Raw genomic sequence first — 20,389 nt, forward strand, 5'->3', positions numbered from 1 at the left:
CTGACAGGGGGGTCGATCAGCCTCCCAGCCTAATGCGCGCGGGTGGGTGGCCGGAGCGCCGCAGGTCAGGGCCTTGCCGTGACGGATGAGCCGGTCACCTTCCCGAGAGTGCGGCGATGGCGTGGCGCAGGGCGGCGAGGGCGGGCTTGGCGCTGCCGTCGGCACGGCGCAGTCCGAAGAAGTTCTCCCGCGTGGAGGTGTCGGTGCCGAGGTCGCGTCCGGAATACCAGAAGAGTGCCTCCACGTGCGGAGTGGCGACGGCGGTGCGCACCGCGTCCTTCACGATGGCGGCCTGCTGCCCCTCGGTCACGTGGGTCGTCGTCGCGGTGATCGTCTCACGCCGCCCGTCGGACGCCATCCCGGGGCCGTTGGTGGGCGCTCCGTACTCGGTGATCCACACGGGCAGGCCGGGTGTGCCGTGCGCGGCCAGCACGCCCTCCAGGCTGTCCGGCGTACCGTCGATGCGCTTCCACGGGTTGCCGCCCGGCTTGTCGGCGCTCGCCAGGTACGGATAGGTGTACGGGTGGTAGCCGACGGCGTCGATGTACTTGTTGCCGCCGCGTGCGGACACCACCGAGAGGAAGTCCACCGCCGAGATCCTCGGGCCTCCCGTGTGCACCGAGGCGAGCCCGCCGAGGACGACGTACGCCGACGGGTCCTGACGGCGCAGCGCCCGGCTGGTCGCCCGGAGCAGCTCCGTGTAGGCGGTCGGAGCGGGCTGGGGCTTCCAGAAGTCGGGCAGGTTCGGCTCGTTCCAGATCTCCCAGGTGTGGATGCCTGACGGCCCGTAGTGTTTCGCGGCTGCCGCGGCGAAGTCCGCGAAGGCCTCGGGGTGGGCGGGATGGCACTTCTCGTCGTCGCATCCCTCGGGCCGCGCCCATTCGGGGGTGTAGCCGAGAATGGGCAGCACGCTGAGGTGACGTTCGGTGGCCGCGTTCACGATCCGGTCGAACTTCGTCCACCGGTGCTGGTCCGGCCCGTCGGGCTGGACGCTCGGCCACGACAGGTCGGCCCGCACCCATCGGGCCCCCACCTCGACGGCCACGTCGAGAGCGGCGCCGAGCTCGTCGTCGGACATCGCGAGGAGGCTGTGGCCGTACGCGATACCGAGCTGCAGGTGCCGGGACTCGCCGACCGGCCGGGGGTCCGGCCCGTGCTTCGTACAGGCCGTGCCCACGATCTCGATCATGACCAATGCCGCCAGGGCGGCGAACAGCTTGTGACGCCGCTGGTTTTTCACCACATCTCGTATGTTAAGGGTGGTGGATATCCGTCAGAGGCGGACGAACCGGATGCTTGTCCAGCGCGTCGGCGCCGGCCCGGGCCAGGCGCCGGGTGACGCTGCCGGCGAAGCGCACCGCTTCGGCGAGCGCCGGCAGCGGATCGTCCCGGCACCACCAGGCCCGCTCCGTGCCCCGCCGCGGCAGCAACGCCTCGGGCACCTTGTGCTCACGCCGGGCGCTGACGACGGCCGAGGGCAGATCGGCCTGTCCGAGGACGAACATCCGGCCCACTCGCTGCGGCCCCGCCGGGACCGGCCGGCCGGTCAGGTCCAGGTACATCGCCCGGACCACGTCGGTGCCCTCCACGGTCTCGAACAGCCGGAACTGCGCTCCCATCCGGGGGTTGAAGTCGACGAGCTTGTAGCGGCCGTCGCGCCGGTCGAACCGCCAGTCGAGATCCGCGATGCCGCGATAGCCGATCTTCCGGCACAGTCCGGCGGCGAGCTCGGCGAGCGGCGGGTTCGGGCGGCTCCACGCGCGCGTGGTCGCTCCTTCGTACGGCGGCCAGGAGCGGACCTTGTAGCCGGTGAACACCACCCGCGGCACGCCGCGGCGGTCGCAGTACAGGTGGGTGATCCAGTCCTCGGCCACCTCGTCCGGGATGTACTCCTGGGCGAGCACGGAGGGTCGTTGCCGCGCGCCCAGGCAGGCGAGCAGGTCCTCTTCGCTGCGGATCACGGTGGTGTGCTCGACGACGGGGGCGCTCAGCCGGGTGAACGCCTCCCGGTTCTTCAGCACCAGCGGGTAGCCCCAGTCACGGCCGAGGGCGAGGAGTTCCGCCCGATCGGCAGGTGCGCGGGACCGCGGCGCGGGCACGTCGTGGTCGACACAGATACGGAACAGGCCCTCTTTGCTGGTCAGCCTGCGGGGCAGCGTCGGATCCACACCAGGCAGCAGGAACGGTCCGGACAGGGTTTCGGCATGCTCGGCGAGCAGCACGGCGGACTCGTCGTCCGCCGCCACGGCGACCGCCCTGCGGCCGATGGCCCGCCCGAAGCGCAGCAGCAGGTCGGGCAGTTCCCGGGGGTCGTCCACCACGGCCGGCGGGATGAGGAAGCGGCCCGCCAGGTGCCGCGAGACGGCCATCGGCGTGAAGGCGTCCTCGACCATGGCGTACACCGGCACGCCGAGCCTGCCCAGGGTTCTGAGGACACCCAGACCTCCGTGCTGCTGCGGAGCGTGGACCACCCTGACCAGCAGCGCGGGCACCTCGTGGTTCATCGCGACTCCCGTCGTCGTACCGGAATGGGGATCGGGTCGGCGGGGACGGCGCCGGCGGCCCGGGGGCCGAGGCCGGTGGGGCCGTCCCCGGGGAGGGGATCGGCGAGGCCGTCCTCGGCCAGCACCGGCAGCCGCAGGGCGCGCCGCAGCAGCCGGTCGGCGCGGATGCCGAGGGTGTCCGCCCGGGCCGAGGCGACGCGGGCGCCCCGGCCGGCCACCCACGCGGCGACGTCCTCGACGGTGGTGGCGGCGCGCAGCTGCAGCCGGGCGAGGGCGAAGAGGTCGTCGCCGACCCGGCTCAGCCTGCCGCGCACCGCGCACGCCGAGTCGTAGCCGCTGTGCGCGACCGTCCGGCGCAGCCGCGCCGTGAAGTGACCGTAGGGGTAGGCGAAGGTGGTGATCGCGTGCCCCAGGGCGTCCTCGAGCAGCTCCTTGCTGCGGACGATCTCGTCCGCGGCCACGCCGGGGTCGGCCAGGTCGAGGTCGCGGTGGGTGTGCGAGTGGGATCCGATCTCCACGCCCTGCTCCTCCAGCTCGGGCAGCCGGCTCCAGCTGACCATCGGGTGCGGCGGGAAGACCGTCTCGCGCGGTCGCCGGCCCTCCAGGGAGCCGGTGGCGGCGTAGAGGGTGCAGGGCAGGTGACGATCGGTGAGGGCGGGGACGGCGGCGTCCGCGAAGTCGGCGAATCCGTCGTCGAACGTGATGACGAGAGGGTTGCGCGGCAGGGGGCGGCGGCGGGCGGCCGCGTCGGCGAGGCGGGAGACGGGCACGACGGTCCGCTCACCGGCGACGATCAGGTCGAGTTGGCGGTGGAAGTCGGCGGGCGTCACCGTGTAGTCGGCGATCCACGGCGCGGGACAGTCCGAGACGCAGTGGTAGTTGAGGATGGGAATGCGGATCATGCCGGGCTCCGTCCCGCGACGCTTGCGGCCCGGTGGCGGGCCACCACCTCGTGCAGGGCCGCCACTTCCTCGGCCGCCTCCCGGCGGGCGTCGAACTTCTCCAGCAGACGGGCCCGGCCGGCCGCTCCCATGCTCGCCCGCCGGAGCGGGGCGTCGAGCAGCGCGCTGAGGGCCGCGTGCAGCTGACCGTCGTCACCGGGCTCCACCAGCAGGCCGGTCTGGCCGTCCGCCACCAGTTCCGGGACGCCGTTCACCGCGCAGGCGACGACCGGCAGTCCGGCGTCCATGGCCTCCAGGACGGCGATCGAGAAGGCATCGATACGGCTGGGAAAGGCGAAGACGGCGGACGAGCGCAGGATCTCCCAGAGCCGGGGGTCACCGGGACGGATGTCGTCGACGACCGTGACGTTCCGGCCGGGGGGAACGTGTTCCGGGGTGATCAGCACCAGTTGGCATCGGTCGGCGAGGTGGCGCTGGTGCACTGCGAGGAGTTGGTGACCGCCCTTGCGTGCCAGCTGTGCCCCGACGAACACGATCCGTGGGAGGTGCCGGCGCAGCGTCCCCGGAGCTGCGGGCGGGTCGGCTTCGTGGGGCATGATGCCGGGCCTGATGACCCGCAGGCGGCTGCCTGCGACGCCGTAGTGCTCGCGGACCGACGCCGCGGCCGACTCGGTCTTCGCCACGATCGCGCCGGCCGACCGGAAGACCGCCGTCTCCAGGTGGAGGGTGGGGCGGAGCATGGGCCCTGTCCAGCGAGTGGGTTCCCGGTAGGGCAGCATGTACGCGTTGCGGAGGTTCGTGGTGTCAAGCCCCACCACGGACGGCTTGCGGCGCAGTGTTGCCGTGCTGAGCAGCATGGTGTTCTGGGTGTAGGCGTGGATCGCGTCGAACTCCGCCTCCAGTGCGCGCAGGCGGCTGCGGACCCAGGCGCTGGTCGCGAGCTGGAATCTGAGGGGTTGCAGATCCAGGTCGAGACGGAACAGGAGCGGCACCGGGGCGGCCGCCATCATCCGGAGCACCGAGCGCCGCGGTACGTCCAGGAAGTACCCCTCGATCTCCGGGTGACCCTGGCGCAGCGCCTGCCGCAGATGAAGGTGCATGGTCGTGTGCCCGCCGAGGTTTTCGTTGATGAACAGCACTCTCATCGTTCTTGCTCCCAGCCCCGCTCGGGTGCGGGTGAGGTGTCGTCGGGGCGCCGGGGGTCACCGTCCTGGTGTCCCACCGCCCGCAGCGCTCTGAGGACCGCCACGTAGACGAGGGCGGTCACCAGCGCCCCGAGCGGCCAGACGGAGAACCGGGCGACGGTCCAGCCCGCGGCCGCCCCGCACACGGCGGCGCACAGCGCGCTCCGCCACGACCACAGGGGCAGCGGGCGCATCCCCGGCACCCGGCGCAGCAACAGCAGCATCAGGGTGCAGACCATGACGTCCGTCACCAGGGTGTTGACCGCCGCGCCCATGTACCCCCAGCGGGGTATGAGCAGGAGGTTCAGCCCCACGTTGACGATCAGGCCGAGCAGGGCGACCAGGGGGTAGCGGCGGTGCCGTCGGGCCGCCACCAGGCAGTTGAAGGCCAGGAGGGTGAAGAAGGCGATGCACTCGGACGCCACGACGATGCGCGCGGCATCGGCCGCGGGGGCGTAGGCCGCCCCGTACAGGAGGTGGATCACCGGCCGCGCGAAGACCGTGAACTCGCACACCAGCAGGCCGCCGGCCACGGCCAGCAGGGACGCGGCGCGTCCCGCGGCCGCCCGGAACGCCGCGGGCTCGTGCGGCCAGGCCCGCACCAGCAGCGGCAGGACGGCCATGGCGACGTACAGCGACACGGAGTGCGCCAGGTCGACGAACTTGTACGCCACCCCGTACTGGCCCGCGGCCGTGAACGAGTCCAGTTTGGTCAGCATCACCGAGTCGATCCGGTAGTAGGCCAGCATCAGGCCGACTCCGACCGACAGCGGCACGGCCTCCCGGACCAGCGCCCCCCACTCGCGCAGGTCGACCCGGTACCGCAGGGGCAGGACGCGGTGCGCTGCCGACGCCCTCCAGGCGATCCCCAGCAACTCGGCCACCACCGCGGGAATGGCGAACAGCAGGAGGGTTCCGCCGGCCGACGCGATCGCCGCGGTCAGGGCCAGGTTGCCGAGTGCGCCGAAGGCGCCGGCGACGGCGATGGGGCGCAGCCGCATCGAGGACTCGAACACGGCGTCGTAGGCGTTGGCCGGCGTCGCCACCACGACGACCACGGCGGCCACAGCGGTCGCCCGGACGACGTCCGCCGGGTATCCGGCGGCGAGGACGAAGCCGACGGCCACCGCGTAGCCGACCACGCCGAGGGCCAGCCGCAGCAGGATGTAGGTGCCGCCGAAACTCCCCGGGTCGTGCAGGTCGCTGGAGAGGCGGACCACGGCGATCCGCCCTATCTGCAGGTCCGTGACGATGCTCAGCATGCCGAGGACGCTGAAGATGAAGGTGAACTTGCCGAAGTCGTCGGGCGACAGGGAACGCACGACGATCAGCGCCGCGGCCCACAGGAATGCCGACTTCACGAGTCGGCCGGTGGCCATGGCCCCCACGTTGGCGTGGAGACTCGCCGCAGTCTTCGAGGGTGGGCGCACCCCGGTGGTGCCACCGGACTGCTCCCCGGCAGCAGGAACCTTGCGCCACGTCCTCACCGCACGGTTCCGCGCAGCGGGAATCGGCTTCTGGTGTGCCATCCTCGTGCGTTCTCCGTCATCAGGAGTACTTCTGTGGCCCGACAGGCGATCGGCAGCATCCGGTCCAGCCGCTCGGTGTCCCCGCGGGCCGCGCCGTCCTGGGCCATCGTGACGTGCGGGACGAACTCGGCGAACTGGCCCCCGTACGGCTGGTAGGCGGGCCAGCGCCGCGTCACGAGGTGGACGAGTTCCGCGAACGGCTCGGCAGGCACCGGGCGCAGGTACAGCACGCCCGGGAACCGCCCCACCTCGGTGAGCCGGTAATCGAACGCCGGGATTGAGGCGGCGATGCGGGCGAGGTCCGCCTCCACGCCGCTGTCGACGGCGCGAGCCGGCAGGAAGGGGTACATCACCGTGACATGGGCCGGTACCCCGCCGGGGAGCACTTCCGTGCCCTGCCATGCCCGCAGGGCCGGCGCCGCTTCGGGAGCGGGGACCAGGAGGATGCTCCCGGGCCGCAGCACACGCAGCGCGGCGCCGGCCAGGTTCCGGGGCAGCGAGCGGACACGGCTCTTCATGGCGCGCTCCTTCGCTGCACGAACAGGTCCTCGAGAAGGGCGAAGTCGTGCAGGTCCGACTTGCGCATGGGATATCCCTGGTGGAGCACCAGTTGGAGACGGAGCGGCACACAGGGCACCGGGTGTCCCGCGACCACTCCGGAGTCGTCGAGCAGCGGATCGGCCGGGGCGGCGGACCGGGCGGCGGCGGCCTCGGCCCGCCCGCCGAGCAGCCCCACGAACGGCCAGCGGGCGAGATCGACCGGGAGCATGTCGACGGCGACCAGCCCGTCCTCCACCACCCAGCGCACCGACAGCGGACGGCCGTCGGTGATGAGCTCGTCCTGCAGCCGCCGGAAACCCAGTCCGGCCAGGGCGCGCCTGGCCCTCTCCTCGACGCCGTCCTCCCAGTCGATCAGGACGTCGATGTCGGCATGCCGTCGTGTCTGCAGGCCCAGCAGGGCGTCCACGCCCCAGCCGCCCGCCAGCCACCCCCGTACATCGGCCCGGCGGAACGCGTCGAGCACGGCGAGGACGTCGGCGGCGGGTGCCGTACGGGTGCGGCCCTGCCGTGCCAGGGGAGTCATGAGGAACCCGAACCGGGAGCGGTGGACGGCCCGCCCGACGGAGCGGACCGCGCCCAGTGCCCGGCGCGCCGCGAGGGACGCGCTGACCGGCGGCGTGACGGCGGGAGCGTCCGGTCCTCGGCCGGGTCGTGTGGGCATGCCCGGCACCCCCTTCCGGCGTTCGAACAACGTATATTTACGGTGTAAATGTCCATGTTAGGGAGGGTCCGTGGGGTCGTCAAGGGACGGCCCAGCCGCAGGAAGGCCGTGGTGAGGGGGCCGGAGAACGGTCTCCGCGAGAAGGGTCCGGAAGAGCTGGAGGTAGCGCTCGGTCAGGGCCGGCCAGGCGTACCGTTCGACCGCGCGCCGCCGGCCGGCCGCGCCCAAGCGGTCGGCGAGCGCGCCGTCCCGCAGCAGCCGCCGGCAGGCGGCGGCCAGCGCCTCGGCGTCGCCCGGCGGGACCAGCAGCCCCGTGACATCCGGCGCGACGACGTACGGGATGCCGCCCACGTCGGAGCCCACCACCGGCGTGCCGCAGGCCATCGCCTCCATCGGGGCCATGGGATGGCACTCGGCCTCCGTCAGGGACGGCAGCACGAGCAGTGCGGCCCCCCGCATCGCCGCGACCAGCGTGTCCCCGGTCAGCGCACCGGTGAAGTCCACCCGGTCGGCGATGCCGAGCCGCCCGGCCAGCGCCGCCAGGTCGGGGACGGCGTCCCCGTCGCCCACCAGACGCAGCCGTGCCTCGGGCAGGTCGCCCAGCCCCGCGAACGCCCGCAGCAGGACCTCTACGCCCTTCCACCGCGACGTGCGGTCCATGCGGCCCACGTACACGACGGTGCGCGGCCGTGTCGACGGCGGCGGGCCCGGTGTGAACCGGTCCAGGTCGACACCCGGGGTGATCTCGACGGCCCCCGGACGGCCGGCGGCGAGCGAGACGGGTGCCACGGCGACCACCGCGCCGGCCCGGGCGAACACCCGGGGCAGGATGTGCCGCTCGTACCAGCGGATCAGCAGGTCGACGCTGCGGCGCCCCTTGCTCATCGATCCGGCGTGGTACGTCAGCACGGCCGGGCGCGGTCCGGACAGCGCAACCGCGAGATCGCCCAGGCCGGGGACCGGGGCGTGCGCGTGGACGAGGTCGACCTTCAGCAGGTCCAGCCAGTACCGCAGCTGCCGCGGCCACAGCGGGTTCAGCGGCGTGTTGGACCAGCGCGCCCAGGTGCCCAGCCGGACGACCTGGACGTCCCCTTCGTCGACCCCGAACGTGGTGCGCCAGCCCGTCGGGTTGGTGGTGATCACCACGGCCCGCATCGCCGGGTCGCCGTTGACGGCGCGGGCGACCATGGCGGCGTAGTTCTCCGAACCTCCGAGGTGCGGCGGGTAGTACGGCGTGACGACGGCAACGGTGCGCACCCGGCCCCGGCCGGCTTCCCCGGCCGGCCCGGGTGCCGCGGCCGGACGGTCGGACGGACGCTCCCCGGCCTTCTTCGTCGCCCCACGCTCCCCGGCGCTCTTCATCGCCTCACGCTCCCCGGCGCTCTTCATCGCCATCGCCTCACATCTCTTCTCTCAGCCCCGCACGCGTTCCCGCAGCCCCGCACGCGGCCTCACCACCGCGTCCGGTGCCGGTCCGGCGGGCAGAAGTGACCGGAAGAGCGCAAGACAGCGCTCGGTCAGGGCCGGCCAGGCATAGCGTTCGACGGCGCACCGCCGGCCGGCGTCGCCCATACGGTCGGCCAGCTCCCCGTCGAGCAGCAGCCGTCTGCAGGCCGCGGCCAGCGCGACGGGATCTTCGTGCGGGAACAGCAGCCCCGTGACGCCCGGCGTGATCACGTGCCGGGGCCCTCCCGCGTCGGAGCCCACCACGGGTGTGCCGCAGGCCATCGCCTCGACCAGCACGGTCCCGAAGGACTCCGCGTCGGTCTGCGAGGGCAGCACCAGCACGGCTGCGGTCCGCAGGGCGTCCAGCAGGGCGTCGGCGGGGACCCGGCCGGCGAACTCCACGCGGTCGGCGATCCCGAGCCGTCGCGCGTGAGCCATGTGATCGGGGAGGGCGTCCCCGCCGCCCACCAGCCGCAACCGGACGTCGGGCAGGTCGGCCAAGGCCGCGAACCCCCGCAGCAGGACGTCGATGCCCTTCCACGGCGACGCCCGGTCCAGCCGCCCGACGTAGAGGACGGTGCGTGGCCGCGTCGACGCCGGCGGACCCGGCGTGAACCGTTCCACGTCGACACCCGGTGTGATCTCGAGGGCGCCCGGACGGCCGTAGGCGAACGAGACCGGTGAGCTTGCGACCAGCGCACGGGCCCGCGCGAACACCCGGGGCAGGACGTACCGCTCGTAGGCGTTGACCAGCAGGTCGACGTCCTTGTGCCCCTGGACCATCGAGCCGGCGTGGTAGGTCAGCACGGCCGGGCGGTGCCCGGACACGACGACCGCGAGATCCCCGAGCCCGGGCACCGGGGCGTGGGCGTTGACGAGGTCGACGCCGAGTCGGCGCAGCCAGTGGCCCATCTGCCACAACCAGAGCGGATTGACGGGGGTGTTGAGATGGCGCGCCCACGTTCCGAGACGGACCACGGGCACGTCGCCGTCGGACCCGACCGAGGTGCGCCGCCGGGTCGGGTGCGCGGTGATGACGACGGCCCGCATCGCGGGGTCGCCGGCGACCGCGTGGGCGACGCGCCTGGCGTAATTCTCGACGCCGCCGATCTTCGGGAAGTAGTTGGGAGCGACGACGGCGACCGTGTGGATCCGGCGGCCGGGGTCCGCGGCACGGTCGAACACCTCGACGGTCCGGTCCGCCTGCCGGTCCCACGACAGTTCACGGACCGCCTCCGTGCGGCTCGCCACGCCCAGGCGCCGGGCGAGTGCGTCGTCCCGCAGCACCGAGCCGAGCGCTTCGGCCAGCCCCGTCACGTCCCCCGGCGCGACGCACAGACCGTGGTCGCCGTGCGCGAGGAGCGGGGAGGCACCGCCGCCGGAGGTGCTGACGAGCGGGCGTCCGCAGGCCATCGCCTCGGCGGCCGCGCCCTCGGGGTGAGCGGGCAGGACCAGGACGCGTCCGCGCCGGTAGGCCGCGGTCAGTTGGTCGTCCGTCGGCCGTCCGGTGAAGGTCACCCTGCCGTCCAGCCCCAGCCGCCGCGCGCGCTCCTCCCACACCCGCCCCGAACAATCGTGGTGCACGATCTCCAGCCGCACATCGGGAACCGTGCGGGACAGCACGGTCATCGCCCGCAGCAGATCGGACAGTTCCCGGTGATCGGCGTCCCGCTCCGGCGGCGCCCCGCAGAAGACGATGCGCGGCGCGCCCGGCACCGGGCTCGGGGTGAACCACCCCGGATCGACGCCCGGGGCAAGCACGGTCGAGCGCCCCACGAGGAGCTCGGGCAGGTCGGTGACGGCGGCGTCCGACGAGCACACCACCTCCTGCGCCCGGCGCACGGCCCGGGCCAGCACCGTGCGCCCGTGCCCGGCGGACAGCGGACCGGTCACCGCCCGGCCCTCGCCGCTCGTGCCCGTGTGATGACACGTCAGCACGTACGGAAGGCCGTCACCGGCGCGTGCGGCGGCCTCGGCGAAGAGCGGTGACGGCACGGACGCGTGCGCGTCGACCAGATCGACCCGTTCCGCCTCGATGATCCGGCGCAGACCCCGCCGCCAGTTGAGCCCCAGGGAGGTGCGCGCCGTCGGCCAGGGCGCCGCGAGACGGTACACCGGGACACCGCTGAGACCTGCGTACCGTCCCGATGCCGTCCCGTCACCCGCCGTCGTCGCGATCACCACACGGCAGTCGTGCCGTGACCGCAGGGACCGCGCGAGCTGCCCCACGTAGTGCTCCACGTCGCCGAGGTCCTGCTCGCTGTGCTCCACCGCGAGCAGGACGGTGCGGGCCGTCATGGAAGCCTCCTGCCGGTGCCGTCGTGCCGGGAGCCCTAGGGGCCGCGGATCATCCGGAGCCCGAGGGGCCGCGGATCATCGGAAGATCTCCGCCCCGTCACTGCTGTAGATCTTGTTCTTGGTCGCGTCCAGGAAGGCGGTCGGATAGCGATAGGGCACGCCGTCGCCGCCGTAGTAGACCGTCGCCTGGCCCTTGCGGACCGCGGTCCAGCCGAGAAGGACGTAGGCGTCCTTCCTGATGAGCGTCGGGTAGACGCTGTTCAGCCCCTGGGTGCCGAAGCGGTCCTCCAGCCGGGTGTAGGCGGCGCGGTCCGTCTGGTCCTGCGGCTGCACGTTCACGTGCTGTCCCGGGATGCGGGTCAGGAGGTACGCGAACGCCGTGCGCCCTTGGGGATGGATGTAGTAGTTGTCGTAGTAGCGCCCGGCGTTGTCCAGGTTCAGCACCGGCGGATAGCCGCCGAGCACTTTCGGCACGGCACCGGCGAGGTCGAGGAAGAGCACCAGCGCCACCGCGCACGCCAGGGGGGCCGCCCGCCGCCGCCCGGCCCACCGGCACACCCACACCAGGCCGGCCGCGACGAACGGGGCGAAGATGATCAGGCCCTGCTGGAAAGCCCGCAGCACCCCGTAGTCGACGGACACCTGCGGCAGGACCGTGAGCATTCCGATCACGACGCCGGCCGCGACGGTCAGCGTGACCTGATCACGCGTCGGGCGGAACGCCTTCCGCCGCCCCCACAGGGTCGTCACGACACCGGCGAACAGCAGCAGTTGCAGCAGCACCGCGGCGAGCGTGCGGAAGCCGCTGTTCGCCGCCTGCACGTCGACACCGGTGGCCTGCAGCGCACGGCCGGCCGGTGTGAGCGGCTGGAGCTGCTCCTTCGCGGCTCGCACGGGATAGTCGTCGACCACGCTCAACGGCAGGAACTCACCGCCCGCGGAAGCCGCCTGCCTGAGCTGCACCGTGTGGGTGCGGTACTCGCTCAGACGCTGAGCCGCACTGACCTTGTTCCCGCCGATGAGGCTGTACCGCACGTCCGACGACCGGTTCCCCACCTGGCCGGTGCGCAGATCGTGCACGGTCGCGCTGATGGTCTCCCGCAGCTGCCCGCCGGTGTGGGTGGCGGGGCCGGCCCAGACGACAGCGGCGGCGGCGGTGGCGACGACGATCCACCAGACGAGGAAGCTTCGCTGAGCACCGATCCGCGGTGTTCCCTTCCTCAGCCGTGTGCCCATCCGCCACAGGAGGTCGGTGGCGAACGCCAGCGCCAGGGTCAGCACCATGATGTAGGTGGTGGAGTAGTGGGCGAGGACGACGCCCATGGCCAGCACGGTGAAGGCGACCCGCCGGCTGCGCAGGGAGCGGCCGCCGTCGGTCAGCACCACCATGGCGCAGCCGAGCAGGAGGAAGGCGATCTCCTGACGTGCCAGGAACGCCATGTCCGTGAAGAACGTCGGGAACGTCATGAAGAAGACGGCCGACAGCAACGCCACGAGCTGAGGCGCGACGTTGCGCACCGCGCGGTAGACCAGAGCCGGGGTGAGGGCGAAGAGCAGCGGCAGGAGGACCTTGAAGACGTAGACGCCGGAGATCCCCGTCAGCCGTACCAGCGACGTCGGCAGCAAGGTGATGCTCATGCAGGCGTTGTACGCGTTGCGGTAGGCGGTCATGTCCCAGTGGTTCGCGGAGGCGGTCAGCTGGAAGACCTGGAACTCCTGCCGGATGTCGTGGCCGGTGATGTACCACCCGCGCAGCGAGGTGAGCAGCAGGAGTCCCGCCGCCGCGCAGAACAGGCCCAGGGCGATGACGGGGGCCCCGTAGCGCCGGCGCCGCCACATCAGGAGCCCGAGCAGCGCCGCCACGGCGATCATCGCGGTGAAGCTGACGCCCGAACCCGCCTCGTTGTTCAGCCGGATCGGGCCGGCGACGGACAGGAGGAGGGTGAGGGCGCCGAGGGCCGACACCGCGACGAGGCCCGGCGGCAGGTTCCGGGTGCTCGCCTCACGCCAGCGGGTGAGGACGTCGGCGAGGCGCTCGGCGGGGGGATCCACGGCGAGCGCGAGGACGGCGACGGCCAGCGTGGAGGCGAGCGCGAGGGGGACGCGGGCGAGCGGCTGCCCGATGCCGACGGCCGGCAGGGCGGTGTTCACCAGCAGGGCGACGACCATGGCGGTGAGAACGCTGAGGCCGACGGCGACCAGCGCCCGGCCGTCCCGGGTCGACACGACGCGTCCGGCGATGCCGTACCAGAGCACCGTCGGGGCGCCGAGGAGGAGCCAGAGACCCGCGAGCGTCAGCAGCCCCGTGGGAGCGCCGGGCAGGAGTTCGATGAGGGCGGCGAGGGCGGTGCCTCCGAGGAGCGCGCGGCGTCCTGCCACCCGCCCCGCCAGGAGGGCGACGGCGGTCATGGTGAGCCCTTGGTGTTCTCGGCGCTGCCGGGTCCCAGACGGAAGTGCAGCGATTCGGGGTGGCCGAGCAGCGCGACATGGACCACCTGGGCACCCGCGCGCAGCGGCAGCCGCGTGATCGTCGCCGTGCGGCCGTCCGGCCGGTTCGGGAGCGTGGTGATGGACGACGCCGTGGTACGGCCGGCGGACGACGCGAGCCAGACATGGAGCCGGTCGCTCCCCTTGCCGTCACCGTGGCGGACGACCGCCACCGGAACGACGACCTGGGCGTGCTGGACGGACGGCGCGCTCGTGAAGTAGAGCTCCGTGTAGTGGGTCGGCAGCTGGGTGAACGATGCCCGCAGCTCACGGCGGGCGGCCGGGGTCACCAGGACGCCCACCACGGCGACGACCAGGACGAGCAGCACCACGAACACGAGGCGGCGGCGACGCCGGTGTTCGCCACTCGCCTCGCCGGCGGGTGCCGTTTCCTGCTGCGACGGCTTCTTGAGGCTGTCGAGGAAGGGGCTCATGCTGCTTTCTCCTTCGGAGCGCCGCCGGCCACCGCGACCCCGCGATCAACGCTGGGACGGTCTGCGGACGTCGTGCCGGCCCGCAGCCCACCGGCCGGTGACGCCGTGCTCGGCCTGGAAATCGGGGAGCCGGGCCGGCAGCGCCCGCGGGGCCGAGGCGCCGGGGCCGACACGCTCCCTGCGCATGCAACGGACCCTGCCCAGAATGCGGAAGCAGTCGACGGCGTCCTGCCAGCTGATCTTCTTGCCCTCGGCGTGCGACCGGCTGTAATAGCTCACCGGCACCTCGAAGGGGCGGACGCCGATACGGAGCAGACAGGCGGTGATCTCCGTGTCCAGTCCGAAACCCCGCGCGTGCAGGTGCAGGGAGCGGAAGAGGGACAGCGGAATCAGCTTCAGGCAGGTGTGCATGTCGGCGAGGTGCGCGTCGAAGAGCACATTGGCCACGAGCGTCATCAGCTCGTTTCCCAGGGCGTAGCGGTACGACTGGTAGACGGTGTTCTGTCCGAAGAGCCGCGCCCCGTAGACGACGTCGCAGCGCCCCTGGAGGACGGGTTCCAAAAGCCGCGGGATGTCGTCCGGCGAATACTCCAGATCGGCGTCGAACGGAAGAATGTGCGTTCCCGTGGCCAGCTTCCCGGCCGTGAGCAGGGCGGCGCCCTTGCCGAGGTTGTGCGCGTGCCGGTGCGTGATCACCAGGGGGCTCGTGTGCTGGGCCAGCAGGAGCGGAGTGCGGTCGCTGCTGCCGTCGTCGACGACGATCAGTTCGATCTCGCACGGGTACTCGTGAGCGAGCACCGAGTCGACCGCTGCGGCGATCGTCCTCTCCTCGTTGTACGCCGCCATCAGGATGGAGAGCTTCACCGGGCCGTCGCCCGACCACTTCCGGCCGCTGGGCGCCGGGAAAACAGGGATGTCTGGTGCGCTCATCGCGGGCCCTCCTCGCTTTGAGCCCCTCAGACGTAAGAGTGCCGTGTCAGTGACCTATGTACGCTTACGTCGTATACGTCCCTACTGTGCCCACCGGAACTCTCGCCGTCAAGAGCAAAAAACAGCGATAACGGGTTAAAACGGGACGAGCCCTAGTCGATGACCGTCGCCCCGGCCACCGGTCCTGACGCGATGCGCACGCTCCGGCAGCTGCCCGACGTCCGCAGCGCCTGCGCGACCTCCTCGGCACCCGCCCCGTCCCGGACCAGGAACGCCGTCGTCGGGCCCGACCCCGACACCAGCGCCGTCAGCGCGCCCGCCGACCGGCCCACCGCCAGGGTGTCCGCCAGCTCGGGGTAGAGGGACAGCGCGGCCGGCTCCAGGTCGTTGGTGACGGCCGCGGCCAGCGCGTCCGCGTCGCCCTTCGCCAGCGCCTCCAGAACCGCCCGCGAGGCCTGCGGCCCGGGGATGTCCCTGCCCTGCGCCAGCCGGTCGAACTCGCGGAACACCGCCGGCGTCGACAGCCCCCGCTCGGCCATCGCGAATACCCAGTGGAAGGTGCCGCCGACCTCGAGGGGCTCGAGCTTCTCGCCCCGCCCGGTGCCCAGCGCCGCCCCGCCGACCAGGCTGAACGGCACGTCGCTGCCCAGCTCGGCGCAGATCTCCAGCAGCTCCTCACGGGTGGCGCCCGTGTTCCACAGCGCCTCGCAGGCCAGCAGGGCGCCCGCGCCGTCCGCGCTGCCGCCCGCCATGCCGCCGGCGACGGGGATGTCCTTGGCGATGTGCAGACGGACGGCCGGCTCGATGCCGTACCGCGCCGCGAGCGCCTCGGCCGCGCGGGCCGCGAGGTTCGTGCGATCCAGCGGGACCTGCCCGGCGTCCGCTCCCGCGCAGGTCACCCGCAGCTCGTCGGCCTCGGTGACGGTGACCTCGTCGTACAGGCCGACGGCGAGGAAGACGTTGGCCAGGTCGTGGAAGCCGTCGGGGCGTGCGGCGCCGACCGCGAGCTGCACGTTGACCTTGGCGGGGACGCGGACGGTGACGCTCACTTAAGCCTGCTCCTTGTGCTCGGCGATCCGCGCGAACTCCTCGACGGTCAGCGCCTCCCCGCGGGCCTGCGGCGAGACACCCGCCGCGACAAGCGCCGCCTCGGCGGCCGCCGCCGACCCGGCCCAGCCGGCGAGGGCCGCGCGCAGCGTCTTGCGGCGCTGGGCGAAGGCCGCGTCGACCACCGCGAAGACCTCCTTCTTGGAGGCCGACGTCCTGATCGGCTCGGTGCGCCGCACCAGGGAGACCAGCCCGCTGTCGACGTTCGGCGCGGGCCAGAAGACGTTGCGGCCGATGGCGCCGGCCCGCTTGACCTCGGCGTACCAGTTGGCCTTCACGGACGGCACGCCGTACACCTTCGAGCCGGGGCCCGCGGCGAGCCGGTCGGCGACCTCCGCCTGCACCATCACCAGGGTGCGCTCGATGCTCGGGAAGGTGTCGAGCATGTGCAGCAGGACCGGCACGGCCACGTTGTACGGCAGGTTCGCGACCAGCGCGGTGGGCGGCGGGCCCGGCAGCTCGGTGACGTGCATGGCGTCGGAGTGCACCAGCGCGAACCGCTCGGCGCGCTCCGGCATCCGCGCGGCGATCGTCGCGGGCAGCGCGGACGCCAGCACGTCGTCGATCTCGACGGCCGTCACCCGCTCGGCGGCCTCCAGCAACGCCAGGGTCAGCGAGCCCAGCCCCGGGCCGACCTCGACGACCACGTCGTCGGGCCGGACGCCGGCGGTGCGGACGATCCGGCGGACCGTGTTGGCGTCGATGACGAAGTTCTGTCCCCGCTGCTTGGTGGGACGGACGCCGAGGGCGCCCGCGAGTTCACGGATGTCGGCGGGGCCCAGCAGGGCGTCCGGGGTGGGGCTGCTCACGGAACAAGGGTACGGGGGCGCGCGGGGCGCGACGGCCGGGGCCGCTCAGCCGTGCAGCCGCGCCCCGCAGTGCGGCCAGGGGCTCGCGCCGCTGCGCGTGTACAGCTTCTTCGCCCGGTACGTCTGTTCCGCCGCGGGCGCGTCCTGCGGGCGGCCGGTGCCGCCGAGGGCGTGCCAGGTGTGGGTGTCGAACTGGTACAGCCCGCCGTACGTCCCCGACGGGTCGACGGCGTCGGGCCGGCCGCCGGACTCGCAGACGGCGAGGGACTGCCAGTTCAGGTGGTCGGCGCCGTGGACGGAGTTCGGCAGCGCTCTGGTGCCCACCCGCACGATCTGGGTGCGCGGCCGGCGCACCACCTCGGTCTGCTCGCGCCGCGGCTTGAGCCGTACGCCGTTGACGGTCCGCAGGCTGTACGTCACCCGGCGCAGGCCGGGCCGGCCCTGCTGCTCGACGACCTCCGTCCCCCGGAAGAGGGACGGGTCGTCGGTGCGCTGCTCGGGGAACGGGATCGGTTCCTCCCGTACCTCCTTGGCGCCCCTGATCCGCAGCACGGTGACGGTCTGCCCGTCGCGCGGGAAGCTGCCCGGCGCGACGGAGGTGGTGTCCTGGCCGCGCAGCGTGAAGCCGGCCTGCTCGACGGCCTCGCGCACGGTCGCCGCGTTGGTGCGGATGGTGCGGGCCTGCCCGTCCGCCATGACGGTCACGGCACGTTCGGTGCGCACGTCGACGGCGAGCCCGGCCCGTCCGATGCGCTGGGAGCGCGCGAGGGACAGGTAGGCGCCCTCCGCGCGCACGCCGAGCTGTTCCAGCGCCTCCTCGACGGTGTGCGCGGTCGTCCACACCTCGCGCGACTGTCCGTCGATCGTGAGCCGTACGGGGCGCGCGTAGCGGACCGCGACCTCGTCGCCGTTCTCCAGGTGGGCGCCTCGACCGGGTGCCACCACGTCGTGCGCCCCGACCTCGATGCCCTCCTGGGCGAGCAGGTCGCTCACGTCGTCGGCGAAGGTGTGCAGGGTGCGCGGCCGGCCGCCGTCGACGCTCAGCTCGACGGCCTTGTCCTCGGCGACGAAGGCGGTGGTCCCGCCGGCCAGGAAGGCGACCACGAGGGCCTGCGGCAGCAGGCGGCGCACGGAGCCGTCCGCGCGCTCGGCGTAGCGCGCTCTGCGCCGGCGCGCGACCCGGCGGTGCGCCACCGTTCGCGGGGCCGGGGCGGGTGCGGGTGGCACCGTTACCGGGGCGGGGGCGGGCGCCGTCGGGGGCTCGTACACCTCGCCGTACCCCAGGGTCTCGGCCGTGTAGGGGTCGAAGGCGGGGTGCCACGGCGGATACAGCGGCTGCGGCTCGGCGTACCGCCCCTGCGGCGGATACGGCTCGGTGTCCTGCCGGCGCGGCCGGGGCGCCGCGTCCTCCCACTGCTGGGGCTCCGCGTCCTCCCGCTGCGGCTGCGGCTGATACGGCGAGTACTGCGGGTACGCGTACGGGGAGTTGTTCACGCCGCCACTCCAGTTCCGAAGGGGTCCGGATCGGGCCCAGAACCTAGCGGAGCCGCGCTCACTCTCCAAAGCGGCGCGGCTACCGAGGGTGGCGAACAGACGGTCAGTAGCCGAAGGCCCGGGCGGTGTTGGCGCCGAGGGCGGCCGCCAGCGTGTCCTCGTCGGTGCCGCGTACGGCGGCCATCGCGCGCACGGTGACCGGCACGAGGTAGGGCGCGTTGGGCCGGCCGCGGTAGGGCACCGGCGTCAGAAAGGGCGCGTCGGTCTCGACGAGGATCAGCTCCGGCGGGGCGACGGCGAGGGCGTCGCGCAGGTTCTGGGCGTTCTTGAAGGTGACGTTGCCGGCGAACGACATGTAGTAGCCGGCGCTCGCGCAGATCCGTGCCATCTCGGCGTCGCCGGAGTAGCAGTGGAAGACGGTCCGCTCGGGGGCGCCCTCCTCCTTCAGCACCCGCAGCACGTCCGCGTGGGCGTCGCGGTCGTGGATGACGAGGGTCTTGCCGTGCCGCTTGGCGATCTCGATGTGGGCGCGGAAGGACCGCTCCTGCGCCGCCTTGCCCTCCGGGCCGGTGCGGAAGTAGTCGAGGCCGGTCTCACCGACGCCCTTGACCTGCGGCAGCGCGGCGAGCCGGTCGATCTCGGCGAGCGCCTCGTCCAGGGCGGCGTCGCCGCCGGGGGTGCGCGCGCCCTGCCGGGACCAGCCGTCGGGGTCGCCGTGGACGATGCGCGGGGCCTCGTTGGGGTGCAGGGCGACGGTCGCGTGCACGGTGTCGTACGCGGCCGCCGTCTCGGCCGCCCAGCGGGATCCGGCCAGGTCGCAGCCGACCTGGACGACGTGCGTCACGCCCACGGAGGCGGCCTTCGCGAGCGCCTCGGCCACGGTGCCGGACTGCATGTCGAGGTGGGTGTGGGAGTCGGCGACGGGGACCCTCAGGGGTTCCGGGAGGGGCGGCGCGGCGTTCTTGTCGCGCGGGTCGGCCGGGTCGGGGGCGTTCGCAGGCATGCCCCCGATCCTACGAAAGGGGCCTGCCGTCCGTTCCGTCCACGGCGACGCGGGCGCTCGGGCGCACATCACACGGAAGAGCGTCGCGGGCGCCCCCTGCGGGGGACGGGCGTCGCGGGCACCCCCCTGCGGGGACGGGCGTCGCGGGCGCTCCTCCCCCTGCGGGGAGGGCATCCCGGGCGTCGGCTCACGTCGGCCTCAGGAGCACCCCCGGCCGGGCTCGGCCCTCGGCGGAAAGGGGCCCCGGGCCCTCGACCCCCTTTGCGGGGAGGGCCCCCGGGCACCGGCTCACATCGCTCTGAGGAGCACCCCCGGCCGGGCTCGGCCCTCTGCGGGAAGGGGCCCCGGGCCCTTGACCCCCTTTGCGGGGAGGGCCCCCGGGCACCGAGTCACGTCGCCCTGAGGAGCGCCCTGGGCCCGTGGCCACCGGCGGGGACGGCATCCCGGGCGAGGCCCGTGGCCACCGGCGGGGACGGCATCCCGGGCGAGGCCCGTGGCCACCGGCGGGGACGGCATCCCGGGCGCTCGGCCCTCCGCCGGGAGGGAATCCCGGGCGCTCGCCCCCTGCGGGGAAGGCGCCGCTGCCCTCAGCTCGCCTTGCGGTGGAGGTGGAGGGCGTGCAGGAGGTCGGACAGGTGCCAGTGCCGCCGCTCGGCGGCAAGGCCCGGCGCGGCCGCTCCGGACGCCGAGGGCACCTGCGGCACCTCCAGGGGTCCGGCCGGCGGCACCCGGTGCATGTCGTGCGCGCCGCGCACCGAGGCCACGCGCCCCGGCCGCATGATGCGGATCACGTGGCTGTCGCAGCTCTGGCAGCGGGGCCGTTGCAGCGGCGAGGGCACGACGCGCCCGTCGGCGACGTACAGCACGAACGCGTTGCCGTCGGCGTCGGTGTGGTGCTCTATCTCGTACGACTGCTCCCAGCCGGTGCCGCAGCGCATGCAGGCGAAGGAGTACGACTCGTGGACGACGGCCGTCGCGCCGTTGCGCAGCCCGGGCTGTCCGGTGATCTCACTCATGCCAGCTCCTGTTGTCCGCTGGAC

At 73.2% G+C, this 20,389-nt stretch carries 17 protein-coding genes; all 17 read right to left on the reverse strand.

Annotated elements, in window-relative coordinates; all coding sequences use genetic code 11:
• Window positions 1-94: 94 nt before the first annotated feature.
• Window positions 95-1,243, reverse strand: a complete 1,149-nt coding sequence (locus tag ACZ67Q_RS26165; RefSeq protein ID WP_471186485.1) for a cellulase family glycosylhydrolase — start codon at window positions 1,241-1,243, stop codon at window positions 95-97.
• A 10-nt stretch (window positions 1,244-1,253) separates the two neighbouring features.
• Window positions 1,254-2,504: a carboxylate--amine ligase gene (locus ACZ67Q_RS26170; protein ID WP_471186488.1), complete on the reverse strand. Its 1,251-nt coding sequence runs from the start codon at window positions 2,502-2,504 to the stop codon at window positions 1,254-1,256.
• A complete protein-coding gene (locus ACZ67Q_RS26175) occupies window positions 2,501-3,406 on the reverse strand; it encodes a polysaccharide deacetylase family protein (protein ID WP_471186491.1) in 906 nt (301 codons plus the stop codon). The genes ACZ67Q_RS26170 and ACZ67Q_RS26175 overlap by 4 nt, the downstream gene beginning before the upstream one ends.
• A complete protein-coding gene (locus ACZ67Q_RS26180; protein ID WP_471186494.1) occupies window positions 3,403-4,551 on the reverse strand; it encodes a glycosyltransferase family 4 protein in 1,149 nt (382 codons plus the stop codon). The genes ACZ67Q_RS26175 and ACZ67Q_RS26180 overlap by 4 nt, the downstream gene beginning before the upstream one ends.
• Window positions 4,548-5,969: an oligosaccharide flippase family protein gene (locus ACZ67Q_RS26185; RefSeq protein ID WP_471186497.1), complete on the reverse strand. Its 1,422-nt coding sequence runs from the start codon at window positions 5,967-5,969 to the stop codon at window positions 4,548-4,550. The genes ACZ67Q_RS26180 and ACZ67Q_RS26185 overlap by 4 nt, the downstream gene beginning before the upstream one ends.
• Window positions 5,970-6,073: 104 nt before the next feature.
• The gene (locus ACZ67Q_RS26190) at window positions 6,074-6,637 is read right to left on the reverse strand and encodes a 2'-5' RNA ligase family protein (protein ID WP_471186500.1); all 564 of its coding nucleotides are present in this window, start codon (window positions 6,635-6,637) and stop codon (window positions 6,074-6,076) included.
• Complete coding sequence (locus ACZ67Q_RS26195) at window positions 6,634-7,341, reverse strand: nucleotidyltransferase domain-containing protein (protein ID WP_471186503.1); 708 nt, start codon at window positions 7,339-7,341, stop codon at window positions 6,634-6,636. Before ACZ67Q_RS26195 ends, ACZ67Q_RS26190 begins: the two co-directional genes overlap by 4 nt.
• A gap of 57 nt (window positions 7,342-7,398) precedes the next feature.
• Window positions 7,399-8,736 carry a glycosyltransferase family 4 protein gene (locus ACZ67Q_RS26200; RefSeq protein WP_471186505.1) on the reverse strand — a complete coding sequence of 446 codons (1,338 nt, stop codon included), beginning with the start codon at window positions 8,734-8,736 and terminating at the stop codon, window positions 7,399-7,401.
• Window positions 8,737-8,754: 18 nt separating this feature from the next.
• On the reverse strand, window positions 8,755-11,085 hold the full coding sequence (locus ACZ67Q_RS26205; RefSeq protein ID WP_471186508.1) for a glycosyltransferase family 4 protein: 2,331 nt from the start codon (window positions 11,083-11,085) through the stop codon (window positions 8,755-8,757).
• Between the two features lie 75 nt (window positions 11,086-11,160).
• A complete protein-coding gene (locus ACZ67Q_RS26210; RefSeq protein WP_471186510.1) occupies window positions 11,161-13,494 on the reverse strand; it encodes a hypothetical protein in 2,334 nt (777 codons plus the stop codon).
• Entirely contained in the window at window positions 13,491-14,006 is a 516-nt protein-coding gene (locus ACZ67Q_RS26215; RefSeq protein WP_471186513.1) for a hypothetical protein, read from the reverse strand. The genes ACZ67Q_RS26210 and ACZ67Q_RS26215 overlap by 4 nt, the downstream gene beginning before the upstream one ends.
• A gap of 45 nt (window positions 14,007-14,051) precedes the next feature.
• Window positions 14,052-14,936 carry a glycosyltransferase family 2 protein gene (locus ACZ67Q_RS26220; RefSeq protein WP_471186516.1) on the reverse strand — a complete coding sequence of 295 codons (885 nt, stop codon included), beginning with the start codon at window positions 14,934-14,936 and terminating at the stop codon, window positions 14,052-14,054.
• 152 nt (window positions 14,937-15,088) lie between these two features.
• Complete coding sequence (locus ACZ67Q_RS26225) at window positions 15,089-15,985, reverse strand: 4-(cytidine 5'-diphospho)-2-C-methyl-D-erythritol kinase (protein WP_471186519.1); 897 nt, start codon at window positions 15,983-15,985, stop codon at window positions 15,089-15,091.
• Window positions 15,986-16,852 carry a 16S rRNA (adenine(1518)-N(6)/adenine(1519)-N(6))-dimethyltransferase RsmA gene (rsmA, locus tag ACZ67Q_RS26230; RefSeq protein WP_471186522.1) on the reverse strand — a complete coding sequence of 289 codons (867 nt, stop codon included), beginning with the start codon at window positions 16,850-16,852 and terminating at the stop codon, window positions 15,986-15,988. It abuts the gene before it with no gap.
• Between the two features lie 45 nt (window positions 16,853-16,897).
• Complete coding sequence (locus tag ACZ67Q_RS26235) at window positions 16,898-18,346, reverse strand: ubiquitin-like domain-containing protein (RefSeq protein WP_471186524.1); 1,449 nt, start codon at window positions 18,344-18,346, stop codon at window positions 16,898-16,900.
• Window positions 18,347-18,449: 103 nt separating this feature from the next.
• The gene (locus ACZ67Q_RS26240; RefSeq protein ID WP_471186527.1) at window positions 18,450-19,349 is read right to left on the reverse strand and encodes a TatD family hydrolase; all 900 of its coding nucleotides are present in this window, start codon (window positions 19,347-19,349) and stop codon (window positions 18,450-18,452) included.
• A 587-nt stretch (window positions 19,350-19,936) separates the two neighbouring features.
• Entirely contained in the window at window positions 19,937-20,365 is a 429-nt protein-coding gene (locus tag ACZ67Q_RS26245) for a hypothetical protein (RefSeq protein ID WP_471186530.1), read from the reverse strand.
• Between the last annotated feature and the right edge of the window lie 24 nt (window positions 20,366-20,389).

The sequence above is a fragment of the Streptomyces sp. NPDC036813 genome, from assembly GCF_055609245.1.